Origin of the sequence: Streptomyces sp. NPDC021115 (genome assembly GCF_044333065.1) — a bacterium.
Taxonomy (GTDB): domain Bacteria; phylum Actinomycetota; class Actinomycetes; order Streptomycetales; family Streptomycetaceae; genus Streptomyces.
Map to the genome: position 1 here is coordinate 44,102 of NZ_JBIRQF010000003.1, position 13,595 is coordinate 57,696.

Annotated in this window: 13 protein-coding genes and 2 pseudogenes; 9 read left to right on the forward strand and 6 right to left on the reverse strand. The window is 72.0% G+C overall.

The genetic code is table 11. From position 1 onward, the window contains the following. Window positions 1–15: 15 nt before the first annotated feature. The gene (locus tag ACH4TL_RS10705) at window positions 16–1,488 is read left to right on the forward strand and encodes a purine-cytosine permease family protein (protein ID WP_398326144.1); all 1,473 of its coding nucleotides are present in this window, start codon (window positions 16–18) and stop codon (window positions 1,486–1,488) included. Further along, on the forward strand, window positions 1,485–2,462 hold the full coding sequence (locus tag ACH4TL_RS10710) for a PfkB family carbohydrate kinase (RefSeq protein WP_398326147.1): 978 nt from the start codon (window positions 1,485–1,487) through the stop codon (window positions 2,460–2,462). Before ACH4TL_RS10705 ends, ACH4TL_RS10710 begins: the two co-directional genes overlap by 4 nt. On the opposite strand, the gene ACH4TL_RS10715 is transcribed toward ACH4TL_RS10710, so the two are convergent. From ACH4TL_RS10715 to ACH4TL_RS10730, 4 genes and pseudogenes are all read right to left on the reverse strand, one after another. Beyond that, a complete protein-coding gene (locus ACH4TL_RS10715) occupies window positions 2,427–2,978 on the reverse strand; it encodes a DUF2165 domain-containing protein (protein ID WP_398326427.1) in 552 nt (183 codons plus the stop codon). The genes ACH4TL_RS10710 and ACH4TL_RS10715 overlap by 36 nt on opposite strands. 597 nt (window positions 2,979–3,575) lie before the next feature. Next, entirely contained in the window at window positions 3,576–3,755 is a 180-nt protein-coding gene (locus ACH4TL_RS10720; RefSeq protein WP_398326150.1) for a hypothetical protein, read from the reverse strand. Between the two features lie 197 nt (window positions 3,756–3,952). Next, window positions 3,953–4,354, reverse strand: a pseudogene (locus tag ACH4TL_RS10725) (inositol monophosphatase family protein); the annotation flags it as partial. Next, complete coding sequence (locus tag ACH4TL_RS10730) at window positions 4,351–4,494, reverse strand: hypothetical protein (RefSeq protein WP_398326448.1); 144 nt, start codon at window positions 4,492–4,494, stop codon at window positions 4,351–4,353. The gene ACH4TL_RS10730 and the pseudogene ACH4TL_RS10725, both read right to left, overlap by 4 nt. Here ACH4TL_RS10730 and ACH4TL_RS10735 point away from each other — a divergent pair. After that, window positions 4,471–4,892 (forward strand): annotated as a pseudogene (locus ACH4TL_RS10735) (LysR family transcriptional regulator); the annotation flags it as partial. The gene ACH4TL_RS10730 and the pseudogene ACH4TL_RS10735 sit on opposite strands and share 24 nt — an antisense overlap. 91 nt (window positions 4,893–4,983) lie before the next feature. Here ACH4TL_RS10735 and ACH4TL_RS10740 read toward each other — a convergent pair. Both ACH4TL_RS10740 and ACH4TL_RS10745 read right to left on the reverse strand, forming a co-directional pair. Further along, on the reverse strand, window positions 4,984–5,646 hold the full coding sequence (locus ACH4TL_RS10740; RefSeq protein ID WP_398326153.1) for a response regulator: 663 nt from the start codon (window positions 5,644–5,646) through the stop codon (window positions 4,984–4,986). 36 nt (window positions 5,647–5,682) lie between these two features. After that, window positions 5,683–6,897, reverse strand: coding sequence for a sensor histidine kinase (locus ACH4TL_RS10745; protein WP_398326156.1), 1,215 nt, complete (start codon window positions 6,895–6,897; stop codon window positions 5,683–5,685). Window positions 6,898–7,005: 108 nt separating this feature from the next. On the opposite strand from ACH4TL_RS10745, the gene ACH4TL_RS10750 reads away from it, so the two are divergent. From ACH4TL_RS10750 to ACH4TL_RS10775, 6 genes are all read left to right on the forward strand, one after another. Beyond that, window positions 7,006–7,938: an ABC transporter ATP-binding protein gene (locus ACH4TL_RS10750; protein ID WP_398326158.1), complete on the forward strand. Its 933-nt coding sequence runs from the start codon at window positions 7,006–7,008 to the stop codon at window positions 7,936–7,938. A gap of 14 nt (window positions 7,939–7,952) precedes the next feature. Beyond that, window positions 7,953–8,687: an ABC transporter permease gene (locus ACH4TL_RS10755; RefSeq protein WP_398326161.1), complete on the forward strand. Its 735-nt coding sequence runs from the start codon at window positions 7,953–7,955 to the stop codon at window positions 8,685–8,687. Between the two features lie 183 nt (window positions 8,688–8,870). Next, entirely contained in the window at window positions 8,871–9,371 is a 501-nt protein-coding gene (locus ACH4TL_RS10760; RefSeq protein WP_398326164.1) for an EF-hand domain-containing protein, read from the forward strand. Between the two features lie 247 nt (window positions 9,372–9,618). After that, window positions 9,619–11,241, forward strand: coding sequence for an acyl-CoA dehydrogenase (locus ACH4TL_RS10765; RefSeq protein ID WP_398326167.1), 1,623 nt, complete (start codon window positions 9,619–9,621; stop codon window positions 11,239–11,241). Continuing rightward, window positions 11,238–12,608 carry a cytochrome P450 gene (locus ACH4TL_RS10770; protein ID WP_398326170.1) on the forward strand — a complete coding sequence of 457 codons (1,371 nt, stop codon included), beginning with the start codon at window positions 11,238–11,240 and terminating at the stop codon, window positions 12,606–12,608. The genes ACH4TL_RS10765 and ACH4TL_RS10770 overlap by 4 nt, the downstream gene beginning before the upstream one ends. Before the next feature lie 54 nt (window positions 12,609–12,662). Beyond that, window positions 12,663–13,592 carry a cyclase family protein gene (locus ACH4TL_RS10775; protein WP_398326173.1) on the forward strand — a complete coding sequence of 310 codons (930 nt, stop codon included), beginning with the start codon at window positions 12,663–12,665 and terminating at the stop codon, window positions 13,590–13,592. Window positions 13,593–13,595: the final 3 nt, after the last annotated feature.

A 13,595-nucleotide genomic window follows, 5' to 3' on the forward strand; every position in this document is an offset into this window, starting at 1 on the left:
AAGACAGGTACGACCATGGCCGCTTCGCAGGACGACCGCGTCGGCGCGGTGGAGACCCGCGGCATCGAACCGGTGCCCGACAGCGAACGCCACGGCCACCCCGGACAGATGTTCTGGACGTGGTTCGCGGCGAACATCAGCATCCTGGGGCTGCCGCTCGGCGCCGCCCTCGTCAGCTTCCGCGGCCTGAACATCTGGCAGGCGGCCATCGTGGCCGTCATCGGCTCGTTCGGTTCGTTCGCCCTGGTGGGCGGGTTGAGCATCGCGGGCAAGCGGGGTGGCGCGCCCGCCCTCACCCTCTCCCGCGCGGTGTTCGGGGTGCGCGGCAACGCGGGCCCCACCCTCATCACGTGGCTGAGCCGCCTCGGCTGGGAGACCATCAACACCACCACGGCGGCCTTCGCGCTGCTGGCCCTGCTCAACGTGGCGTTCGGGGTGCGCCAGAACGCCGTCCTCACGGTGATCTGCCTGCTGGTCTTCATCGGCTGCACGCTGCTGATCAGCGGTCTCGGCCATGCCACCATCATGTGGATCAACAAGTGGGCCACCTACGCCTTCGGGGTGCTCAACCTCGTCGTCATCGCCTTCCTCGGGGCCACCGTGGCCTGGGACAAGGTCTTCCAGGCGCAGGCGGGCCCGGTGAGCGCGATGGTCGTGGGCACCGGCATGGTCGCCGCGGGCACCGGCATCGGCTGGGCCAACGCGGGCGCCGACTACGCCCGCTATCTGCCCCGGCAGATCCCCGGCCGCAGGCTGGTGGCCGCCTCCGCGTTCGGCGCGGGCATCCCGCTGGTCGTGCTCATCTCGCTCGGCTCGCTGCTCGCGGCCGGGCAGCCGGACCTCGCCTCGGCCGCCGACCCGGTCTCGGCCATCAACGCGATGCTGCCGTCGTGGATGTCGATCCCGTATCTCATCGCGGCCTTCGGCGGGTTGCTGCTCTCCAACCACCTGTCCGTGTACTCCGCCGGGCTCACCATGATCACCCTGGGGATACGGGTCCGGCGCACCGTTGCCGTCGGGCTGGACGTGGTCGTCACCTTCGCGGGCGGCATCTACTTCATCCTCATCGCCAAGGACTTCTACGGCCCGTTCATCACCTTCCTCACCCTCCTGGCCGTGCCGATCACCGCCTGGGTCGGGGTGTTCGCGGTCGACCTGATGCTCCGTAAGTCCTACGACCGGGCCGCGCTGATGGACACGAGCCGCACCAGCCGCTACTGGTTCCGGGGCGGCGTCCAGTGGTCCGCGCTGGCCGCGTGGCTGGTGGCCATCGTGGTGGGGCTGCTCTTCACCGAGGCCGCCACCAGCAAGACCGACGTGTGGTTCGCCGGACCGCTCTCCGGCACCTGGATCGGCACCAACGGCCTGGGGTGGGTCGTCACCCTCGCCCTCGCCGCGGGCGTCTACGCGGTGCTGCGGCGCCTGGGCGCCGAACCCGTACCCGCTTCCCACCCGCTGCCCGAGCCGACCGCACAGGAGCACGCATGAGCCGGATGGTGCTGTGCGGCAACGCCATCGTCGACCTGGTGATGAGGGTCCCCGCACTGCCCGAACGCGGTGGCGACGTGGTCTCCACCGACACCACCTTCGTCACCGGCGGCGGGTTCAACGTCCTCGCCGCCGCGCGCCGCCTCGGTCTGCCCGCCGTCTACGCCGGGGGCCATGGCTCGGGCCCGTTCGCGGACCGGGTCCGCGCGGACCTCGCGCGGGAGGGCGTCGAGGTGCTGCTGCCGCCGATGCCGGACACCGACACCGGGTTCTGCGTCGCCCTCGTGGACGACGACGGCGAGCGCACCTTCGCCACCAGCCTCGGCGCGGAGGCCCGGCTGACCGAGGCCGACGCGGCGGCGGTGCTCGCCGCGCTGCGCCCCGGCGACCTGGTGCAGATCTCCGGGTACGGGCTCGCCCACCCGGTGGGCGGCCCGGTGCTGGCCTGGCTCATCGCGCGGCTGCCCGCGGACACGCGGGTGTTCCTCGACCCGGGGCCGCTGGTCTCCGAGATCCCCGACGAGGTGCTGAGCGCGGCCCTCGCCCGCTGCGACTGGATCAGCTGCAACCAGCGCGAGGGGCGGCTGATGACCGGCCTGGACGACGTCCAGGGGACCGCGGCCGTGCTCGCGGCCCGGCTGGGCCCGGACACCGGGGTGATCGTACGGGCCGACGCGGCCGGGTGCTGGCTCGTACCGCCCGGTGGCGAGGCCGTACACGTCCCCGGCCGTCCGGTGGCCGCCGTCGACAGCAACGGCGCGGGCGACGCCCACACCGGTGCGTTCCTCGCCCTCCTCGGCAGCGGGCTGGTCCCGCTCGACGCCGTACGGGGCGCCAACGCGGCCGCCGCCTTCGCGGTGACCCGGCACGGGCCCGCCACCGGGCCGACCCGCGCCGAACTCCTCGCCTTCCTGGACGGCGACGTCCCGGCGATCAGGTCAGCCCTCGGCGCCGGACTCGGCTCGCCCAGTTGAGGCTGATGCTGATGCCGGGCCCGCGGGCAGGTGGGTGAGCACCAGGACGATCCCGGAGAGCAGGAAGACGCGGGTGGCGGCGTCCAGCCCGTTCCACGACTTCGACTGCCACATGGAGAACCACTCGCCGCCGATGGCGATGAACCCGGCGCCGAACAGCAGCATCAGCATCAACAGCCCCACGGTCCCGGCCCGGCGGGCGCGCCGGGCTCCATCGCCGCTGCCGCCGCGCAGACTCACGCACCACAGGGCGGTCGAGGCGATGAGGACGAGCGCGGCGAGGGTTTCCCACACGATGATGGCGATGTAGGCGGCGTCCTGGAGCGCGGTGGACGTGATCGCCCGCCACATCAGGTCCTCGTCCTTGAACGTGGTGTCCATCGCCAGGACATGCCGCACGAACTGCTGGTTGGTGCCGAAGTCGGTGATGTTGCCGAACGCGACGAGCGCGATGTACAGCGCCATCGTTCCGGTGAGCACCGCCGAGACGAGCGCGAGGGTGCGGGGCGAACGCAGCCCGTCCGGTCTTCCGTCCACCGCGTGTTCACTCACCACGGCCACTTTTTCCTCCCCCTGGATCCCCCTGGACCCTGCGTGATCCCGCTGATCGTGCTGGATCATACGTGTTCCGTCGCCGCTACCACACCACCGGAACCCGCTCGAACCCTCCCGTGAGCAGCCCCTCGCTCTGGGGGTGCTTCGCCAACCACTCTCCACACGCATCGACTTCGTGCCGTATGTTTGGCGAATGAGCTTACGTGACCCGGAGCCCCAACCTCCGCTCACGCCGTCCGTCGGCAAAGTGGACAGAGTCCTGGCGATACTGATCATCATCGGTATCGCGTTCGGGCTGTTCTGGCTGGTCTCAAGCCTGGCCTCGTCCTACATAGGACTCTTCACCTGACGATCGCGCCGACCGGACGCCGCCGTCCGGTCGGCCGACTCGGCGTCGGGTGCGACGGCGCTCCTGCGACGGCGGACGTGGCGTACGGCCTCGATGGCTCCGGTCACCACGAACGCACCCCGACACCGACACCGATCGCGAGCAGTGTGTTCTCCTGGAACGGTGCCGAATCGTGTGCGTACCGGGCCGGTGTACCGTCTGTCTCCTGGTCAGTTGGTGAGGATTTCCAGCGCGGCAGCGTGGACGCCCGGTGCGGCGGCGATGTAGCTCTTGCTGGTCAGCTGCCACAGCTTGCCGTCGAGGTCGGTGACGATGCCGCCGGCCTGCTGGACCAGCAGCACTCCGGCCACGTGGGAACGTACGTGGTCGAACTGCCGGTGCAGGTCCATCCGGCCTGCGGCGACTTGGGCGAGCTGGTGGTCACTGGCACGGAAATCCGTACGTAGATGGCCGCTTTCATCATCGCGGCGAACGAAGAGCCCATCCGGTCCGCGATTTCGGCATCCTGGCCGGGTTTTGCCTGGCCGGTGCCGGCCAGTGCACCGTCCAGCGACGTCTTGTCGGACACTCGCAGCCGTACGCCGTTGAGGAATGCCCCGCCACCCTCGGTGGCCGTGAACATCTGGTCGAGCAACGGGAAGTACAGCACCGCCAGCACCGGACGCCCATCACGGACCAGGCTCACGCCGATGTTCCAGTCGGTCATGCCGTGTACCGCGTTGATGTTGCCGCCGACCGGGTCGATGAGCCACCACTCACCAGCGTCCAGCTGGCCCGATCCGTGTTCGTCGTTGAGCCAGCCCGCGTCCGGCAGGATCTCGCTCAGCGCCGGCTGCAGCGTGTCGACGACGATCGCGTCGTAGTCGTCGACCGTCGCGAGAAGCTCGGTGAGTCCGGACTGTCGTGTCTCGGTGGAGTACCGCTGCAACAGCTGTCCGCCGGCGTGACGGACGGCCGCTGCGGTGGCCGCAAGCGGATCATGAGTCAATTGACTTCTTCATTCATTGCTTTCGAAGCATCTTTGGGTGAGTAAGATTTACTGTCATGCAAGTAGATCTGAATCTGCTCACCGTGCTCGACGCTCTGCTCGAAGAGGGCAGCGTCATGGGCGCGGCTGAGCGGCTGCACCTGTCGTCACCTGCGGTCAGCCGCACGCTCGGCCGGCTCCGCAACGTCACCGGCGACGACATCCTGGTGCGCACGGGCCACACATGGCCCCGACGCCGTATGCAGTGGCGATCCGGGAAGACGTTCACAGGCTGGTCAGACAGGCGCACGAGCTACTCTCGCCGAGCCGTGAGCTGGACCTCGCCGAACTGGAACGCACCTTCACGATCCAGTGTCATGACACGCTCGCCGCGTCGCTGGTGCCCGTGTTGGTCGGCAGGATCCAGCAGCAGGCCCCCGGCGTACAGCTACGGGTGCTGGCCGAGCATTCCGGCGACACGGACGACCTGCGGCATGGCCGTATCGATCTGGAGCTCGGCGGTGACCGGCCGGGCCTCCCCGAGTTCCGCTCCGAGAACTAATGATTTACCCAGACGCAATTCACTGGCGAGGGGGGCAAAGACACATTCCGTGATGAAACATCGGGACAGCAAAACGACCTCTTGCGGCTCAGCCGCCCGGTGACACGAAGCCGGACTCGTACGCGGCGATGACCGCCTGGGTGCGGTCCCGCGCGCCGAGTTTCGCCAGCACGGAGCTCATGTGCGACTTGACGGTCTCGGTGCCCACCACCAGGCGCGCCGCGATCTCCGCGTTCGACAGTCCGCGGGCCACCAGCCGCAGTACGTCACCCTCGCGCTCGGTCAGCGCGGCCCGTTCCAGGGTCGCCCGGCCCTCGGCGCTGCCCCGGGTCTCGCCGTACGAGGCGGCCAGCGCGCGCACCGCCGCCGGGAACAGCAGCGAATCGCCCTCGGCCACCAGCCGTACGGCGTGCACGATCTCCGCCGGACGTGCCCGCTTCAGCAGAAACCCGTCGGCGCCCGCGCGCAGCGCCCCGTACACGTACTCGTCGTTCTCGAAGGTCGTCACCACGATGATCTTCGGCGGGTCAGGCACCGTGCGCAGCACGGTCCGGGTGGCCTCGATGCCGTCCATCAGCGGCATCCGTACGTCCATGGCGACGACATCGGGGCGCAGTTGCCGCACCAGGGGGATCACGGCGGCACCGTCGGCCGCCTCGCCCACCACCTCGATGTCCGGCTGCGCCTCCAGCACGGCGCGCAGGCCCGCCCTCACCAGAGGCTCGTCGTCGACCAGGAGAACGGTGAGCATCCGCCCAGCATAGGCGGTGCCTTGAGCGCCCTGGCATCAGCGCAGCGGCAGGTCGACGCGGACCAGCCAGTGGCCCTCGTCCTGGCCCGTGCGGGCCTCGCCGCCGAGCAGCGCCGCGCGCTCACGGATGCCGCGCAGCCCGCTGCCACCGCCCCCGGCGGCCACCGCTGCCGCAGCGGACAGGGGGTTGCGCACCTCCAGCCGCAGCCGGGCCTCGTCCACGGTGATGCGCACGCGGACGGCGACGGGGCCCGCGTGCCGCAGCACATTGGTCAGCGCCTCCTGGAGGATGCGGTAGCCCTCCCGGGACACCGGCCCCGGGACCCGCTCCAGTGGACCGGTCACCTCGGCGTCGATCCGCGCCCCCGACGAGCGCGCCGACTCCAGCAGACGGTCCGCGTCGCCGAGGGCGGGCCGGGCGCCGGGCGGGCGCGCCGTCTCGCGCAGGAGCATCAGAACCCGTTCCAGATCCTCCAGCGCGGCCCGCCCCGACTCCTCGATGGTCTCCAGCGCCCGGTCGGTGAACTCCGGGTCGCCCGCCGCCCGGGCGGCGCCCGCCTGCACCACGGCCAGGGTGAGGGCGTGGCCGAGCGAGTCGTGCAACTCCCGGGCGATGCGGTTTCGTTCGAGTAGCCGCTCGGTACGTTCCTCCAGCTCCCCCAGCCGCTCCTTCGCCGAAGGGCCGAGCAGGCGGCGGGCGGCCACCGCCATGAGAGCGCCTGCCCCGGCGGCCAGGGCGGCCATCACCAACAGTGGAACGGGTACCAATAAGGCGTACGCCCAGCCCGTACCGGGCACCCGCAACGGCGCGTCACCCAGGCCGGGTTCACCGGCGGCCGCCGCGGTGAGCGACAGGGACAGGGCCATCAGCTGTCCGGTCACCAGCGCGACGGCGAGCCCCGCCTCCAGCCGCAGCACCAGCCACACGCCGGTCCTGGCCCGGTCGCTCCACGAGGCGGACGGCGCGGCCGAGACCCCCGGGTCCTCCTCGCCGGGCACGCGTGCGTGCGGCCCCGGGAACAGCATCAGCCGCGCCTGAAGCCCCTCCGCCCGGCGCACCTCGGGCACCACGGCCGCCGCCAGGACCAGGGGGACCGGCAGGACGGCGATCAGCGCCCACTCGGCCGTCGACGGACGGGCCAGCCCCGGATAGATCATGGCGCAGGCGAACGGCACGATCGCCCCCACCAGCAGATGGAGCAGGCGGGTGTAGGTGACCGCGCGCGTCAGCGGCAGCAGGAGGCCCGGCATGCCGTCATCGTGGCAGAGCGGGCGGGGCGGCGGCTCCCCCGCACGGGGGAGCCGGTCTCCTCCGGCGGGGGATGCCCGCCACCGGGCCACCCGGCCAGGCTTGATGCCATGACCAGCATCGACGTGCACAACCTGACGAAGGAGCACGGCAGCACCCGGGCCGTCGACCGGCTCACGCTGAGCGTGGAACCGGGCCGGGTGACCGGGTTCCTCGGCCCCAACGGCGCCGGAAAGTCCAGCACCATGCGCCTCGTCCTCGGCCTCGACCGGCCCACCTCCGGCACCGCCACCATCGGCGGCCGCCCCTACGCGACGCTGCGCGAACCCCTGCGCACCGCCGGGGCCCTGCTCGACGCGCAGGCGGCCCATGGCTCCCGCACCGCCCGCGACCATCTGCGCTGCCTCGCCGTCAGCAACCGCCTGCCGGGCCGCCGCGCGGACGAAGTGCTCGAGGAGACCGGTCTCGCCACCGTGGCGGGCCGCCGCATCAAGACCTTCTCGCTCGGCATGCGCCAGCGCCTCGGCATCGCCACCGCGCTCCTCGGCGACCCGCCGGTGCTCCTGCTGGACGAGCCCGCCAACGGCCTCGACCCGGAGGGCATCGTCTGGATCCGCCGGCTGCTGCGGCGCCTCGCCCGGGAGGGCCGTACGGTCCTGGTGTCCAGCCACCTGATGAACGAGACGGCCACCTACGCCGACCACCTCGTCGTCCTCGCCCGGGGGCGGCTCCTCGCCGATGTCTCCATGCCCGGCTTCATCGAACGGCACAGTCAGGCACGGGTACGGGTGCGCACCGGCGCCCCCACCCGGCTGAAGGCCGCGCTGCTGGACGGCGGATACACGGTCCTGGGCGGCGAGGACGGCGGATGGGTGGTCGAGGGCGCCAGGGCCGAGCAGATCGGGGCGCTCGCGGCCCGCGAAGGCATCCCCGTCCTCGAACTGGCCGATGAGCGCGCCTCGTTGGAGCAAGCGTATCTGGCCCTCACCGCGGACGAGGCGGAGTTCACCGCCGCCCCCACGACCGCGTTCCCGACCACCTGACTGGAGGCCCGACCATGTCCTTCACAGCGGTACTGCACTCCGAATGGCTCAAGATCAGAACCATCCGGGCCGGCTTCGGCTCCCTCATCGCGGTCTTCGCCGCCACGCTGGCCATCACCGTGCTGGTCTTCGCGACCGTCGGCCGGGCGGAGCTGGACGGCACCGACGACCCCGTCTTCGGGGCCTTCTACGCGATCAACTTCGCCCAGATCGCCGCCATCGCCTTCGGGGCCACCGCCGTCTCCTCCGAGTACGGACACGGCGCGCTGCGGATCTCCCTGTGGGCCGTACCGCACCGGAGCCTCTTCTACGCGGCCAAGACGGCGGCCATGGCCGGTGCCGCCCTCGCCGTGGGGCTCGCGACGTCCTTCGCCTCCTTCTTCGCGGGCCAGGCGTTCCTCGGGGAGCACGCCATCGGCCTCGGCGAACCGGGGGCGCTGCGGGCCTGCGTCGGCGCGGGGATCTACCTCGCCCTGATGGTCCTGTTCGCCGCCGGACTCACCTTCCTGCTGCGCAGTGCCACCGCGGTCCTGAGCCTGCTCATCCCGTTCATCCTGATCGTGGGCTTCGTGGTCGGCGACCTGGCCGGGAGCGTCGCCGACTATCTGCCGGACCACGCCGGACAACAGGTGCTGCACCAGGCTCCGGAGGGAAGCCTCGGCCCCTGGACGGGCCTCGCGGTGACGGCGCTGTGGGCGGGCGCCGCGCTGCTGGCCGGCTGGCGGGCGGTGTGCCGCCGCGATGCCTGAACGTCACGTATGAGGCGCGTTTTTCACTCCAAAGAGATTCCCGCACGGGTGAATTCCGCTGACAGCCCTCGGTAATCTTTCATGCGCTTCGGAAAATATTCGAGGCGCGGCGAACCGTCGGCACTGGAGGGTGGGGACCCTGTGGGCGCACTACTGGACCAGAAATATGAAAAGCTGTTCGCCTTGTTGGATGCCAATGGCGACGGTGTGATCGCCGAGGACGACTTCGAGCTGATGGGCGGCCGCGTACTGGCCGCCGTCGGCGAGGAGCGCACGGCGGCCAAGGGCAAGGAGTACGCCGACGCGTTGACGACGTACTGGCGTGCGCTGCGCGAGACCGCCGACGCCGACGGCGACGGCCGGATCGACAGGGGTGAGTTCCGTCAGGCCCTGCACCAGGTCAGCGACCAGTTCGACCTGCTGGTCGGCCCGCTCTACCGGGCGGGCTTCCAGCTCGCCGACCGGGATGACGACGGGCTGGTCGGCAGGGCGGACTTCGTGGCCGTCATCTCCGCCATCGGCGTCCCCGAGGCGGAGGCCGGAGCGGCCTTCGACCGGCTGACCGAGCAGGGCGGCCAGGGCGGGCAGTTGGCGGAGGACCAGCTGATGACCGCCGCCACGCAGTACTACCGCGACGAGGACCCGGCCAACACGGCGAGCCATCTGCTCTTCGGCTCACTGTGAGCTGAGTTCGCGGCGGGCGGGGGAGAGGGCGGAGATGGGCACTGCCGTCATGGCGGGCCGGGCACAGGTGTCGCTGCTGACCGAGGTGCTTTTCGACGGGCGATTCGACGATCTGCACCGTCCCTGGACGGAGCATTTACGGCGGGACATTTTCCATTACCGCGATGGATTGTCGCCGTCGGAGCGTTCGGAGCTCGCTTATGAGCGTTTGCGGATCGTCAATGAACGAATCGATTCCGTTGAGGACTTGGTCAGGGCGACGGACTGGCTGGTGTCGCTGCACGAGTGGCTGGGCATGGTCGACGGCTCGCTGACCACTCTGGCGACCATCCACTACAACCTGTTTCTCGGCAGCCTCCTCCGCCTCGACCCCCGCCGCACCGTGGATCTCACACCGTTCACCCGGCTGCGGCGGTACGGCGCGGTGCTGATCACCGAGCTGGGCTACGGGAACAACGCGGCCGAGCTGGAGACCACGGCCGTCCACCAGCCGCAGGACGACACCTTCGTCCTGCACACCCCGTCGGCCGGGGCCCAGAAGTTCATGCCCAACACCGGCCCCGCCGGGGGCCCCAAGAGCGGACTGGTCGCCGCCCGGCTGATCGTCCGCGGCCAGGACTGCGGCGTGTTCCTGTTCCTCGTGCCGCTGCGCGACGAGCGGGGGCCGCTGCCCGGCATCCGGATACGCCCCCTCTCGGAGACCCCGGGGTCGGCCGTCGACCACGCGATCACCTCGTTCGACCGGGTCGTGCTGGAGCGTACGGCGCTGCTGGCCGGGGACCACGCGGACCTGACCGCCGAAGGCGCCTTCAGCAGCGCGGTCGGCAGCCGTCGCCGCCGGTTCCTGCGGTCCATCCAGCGGGTCACCACGGGCAAGCTCTGCCTGGCAGCGGCGGCACTGGGCGGGGCCCGGGCGGGCCTCACCGTGGCCGTGCGGTACGCCCATCGGCGGCACACCTTCGCCCCGGCGAGCCGGACCGGCGTCCCGCTCTTCGCCTACCGCTGCCACCAGACCAGGCTGCTCGGCGCGGCGGCCCGCGCCTACGCGGCGACCTTCCTGCTGCGCGAGGCCACCCGCCACCGCACCGGGCAGGACGATCCCGAGTCGGCCGAGGCGGAGGTGCTGGTCGCGGCGGCGAAGGGCTGGATCACCTGGCAGGCCAGGGACATCGTGAGCGAATGCCGCGAACGCTGCGGCGCCCAGGGCCTGTTGTCGGTCAACCGCATCGTGGACCTGATCACGCCGATCGAGTCCACCATCACGGCCGAGGGCGACAACCTCGTCATCTGGTCGAAGGCCGCCGCCGACATGCTGACCGGGCGCGGCTACGACCCGCCCACGGCCACCGCGCGAACCGAATCACCGACCGGCCCGCTGACCAAACCGCTGACCGACCGTGCGTTCCTGTTCGACCTGCTCGTGCGGCACGAGCTGTCCTGCCTCCAGCACGCCCGCGGCCGCATCGGCCTGCCCAGCACCGGTCCGCTGGACCGCTGGAACCAGGCGGTGAACCCGGCCCTGGACCTGGTCGACGCGTACGCCACCCGGCGCGCCGCCCAGGCGTTCCTGGCCGCCGTCGACCGCATCGCCGACGACGCCACGCGCGCCCTGCTGGAGCGGGTCTTCCAGCTGTTCGTCCTGCAAAGTCTCATACCCCACGCGGGCCCGCTGCTGGCGGACGGGCACCTCACCGCCGACTCGGTCCGCGACCTGGCCCCCGCCGTCGACCGCGTCGCCGCCGAGCTGGCCCCGTACGCGCCCGCCCTGGTGGAGGCGTTCGCCATCCCGGACGACCTGCTCCGGGCGCCCATCGCCACCGACGCTTACGCCGCCGCGTACGACGACCCGGCCGGGCCGTGGCAGCCATGAGCGACGCGTTCGCCCGGGAGCCGCGGTGGGATCCCCGGCGCTTCCCACCGGCCTCCCGGGCGCCACGGCCCGTGCAGACGGCGCGGATGCTCCGGGCCCCCCAGGGCTACGCACGCTCCCTGCGCCGCCGGTTCGGGCCGGTCTTCTCGCTCCGTACCTACCCCTACCGCGGCGCCCTCGTCTGCGCGGCCGACGCCGCGGCCAACCGGGCGGTGCTGACCGACCACGAGCGGTTCACCGGCGGTGACGCGGCCGCCCTGCTGGCGCCCGCGATCGGCGCCGGATCGCTGATCTGCACGCCGCCGCCCCTGCATCTGGCCCAGCGCAAGCTGCTGCTGCCGCCCTTCCACGGGGAGCGGATCACCGGCTGGGCGCAGCGGGTGCGGGAGCTGGTGCGCGCCGGGCTGCCCGAACTGCTGGGCGGCGACGGCGTTCCGGTGCGGCCGTGGGCGCAGCGGCTGACCCTCGACGTCATCCTGAGGGTCGTCTTCGGCCTGACGGACCCGGTCCGGGTCGCCACCTTCCGCGCCGCGCTCAACGCGTACGTCGCCACGGCCAATCTCGCCGTCCTGTTCCTGCCGGGGCCGCTGCGGCGCGACCTCGGGCCGCTCTCGCCGGGCGGCCGCTTCCACCGGCTCCGCGCGGCCGTATGGGACCTGACCAGCGAGGAGATCGCCGCGCGCCGCGCCGCGCCCGACCGCGCCCACCGCGACGATGTGCTGTCCATGCTGCTGGACGCGCGCGACGAGCGCGGCGCCGGGCTGGACGACGCCCGGCTCCTGGACGAGCTGACCGGTCTCGTCCTGGCCGGTTACGAGACCACGGCGACCACGATCGCCTGGACCCTGCATCTGCTCGCCCACCATCGCGCCGCCCGCGACGATCTGATCGCCGACCTCGACGCGGGCTCGGACCGGCTGCTCAGGGCGACGATCAAGGAGTCCGGCCGACTGCGCCCCGCCGTCTACAACGCCATGCGCACCGCCGCACACGACACCGAGCTGGGCGGCCACCCGGTGCCGCGCCACGCGTTCGTCGCGGCGCTGTTCCCGCTCACCCACCTCGACCCGGCGCTGTGGCCGGAGCCGGACGCCTTCCGGCCCGGGCGGCATCTGGGTGCGGAACCGCCGCCCTACGCGCTGACCCCGTTCGGCGGCGGCCTGCGGCGCTGCATCGGGGTGGCGCTGGCCCAGCTGGAGACCGAGACCGTCCTGAGGGACATCCTCGCGATCGCCGTCCCCGAACCGGCCGGACCCCCGGAACCGGCGCGGCTCCTCGCGGTGACGATCGTCCCCGCCAGGGGCGGCCGGATCCGGCTCCGCGCGCGCCGGGCGCCGCGCCCGGCCGCAAATCCCCGGCGCCGGTAGACTCTTGCCGGAAATCGCGCCGAACCCTACCGAACCCTGTCGGGGTGAGCACGGATGACCCGCAGCCATGGACCCGCCGTCTCCCGCGAGGAGTTCGACGTGCTCTTCGAAGCGGTCCGCACCTGGGGCCGCTGGCACCCGGCCGACCGTGGCGCCTGGAACAGGGTGACCCCGGAGCATGTGCGGCGGGCCGCCGCCCGGGTGCGATCCGGAGTGGTCGTCCCGCTGGCGCGGCCCTGGGCCACCGAGCCCGCACCGGACAACCCCAGGCCCGCCCTCCACCACATGACGGACCTCGGCGATGTGGAGGCCCCGGAGCCCGCCATCCACAAGGACTTCCTCGCCGCCGACTACCACGGCAAGGGCATCACCCATCTCGACGCGCTCTGCCACGCCGCCTACCGGGGCCGGCTCTACGACGGCCGGGCTGCGGACGAGGTGGTCGGCGCCGGGGGCGCCAGCTACGGGACGGTCGCCGCGCTCGGGCCGCTCGTCACGACGGGCGTCCTGCTCGACCTGCCGACCGTCCTGGGAATCCCCTGGCTGGAGCCGGGGCAGGCGGTGCACGCCGAGGACATCGTCGCCGCCGAACGGGCGCTGGGGGTGACGATCGGCGAGGGGGACGCGGTGCTGCTGCGCTCCGGGAGCACCCGCCGCCGGGCGGAGTGCGGCGCCTGGGACCCCGGCGTGGCGAGCGCGGGGCTCCATGTGGACGCCGTCCCGCTGCTGGCCGAGCGCGGCATCGCCCTGCTCGGCGGGGACGGCGACAGCGACGTACGGCCCTCACCGGTCGAGGGGGTGCACTCCCCGGTCCATGCGCTCGCCCTGACCGCGATGGGAGTGCCGCTGCTGGACAATCTCGACCTCGAAGCGCTCTCCGCCGCCACCGCCGAGGCGGGCCGCCATACCTTTCAGCTGGTCGTGGCGCCGTTGAACGTCCCGGGCGGTACGGGCTCACCCGTCAACCCGGTCGCGGTGCTCTGACGG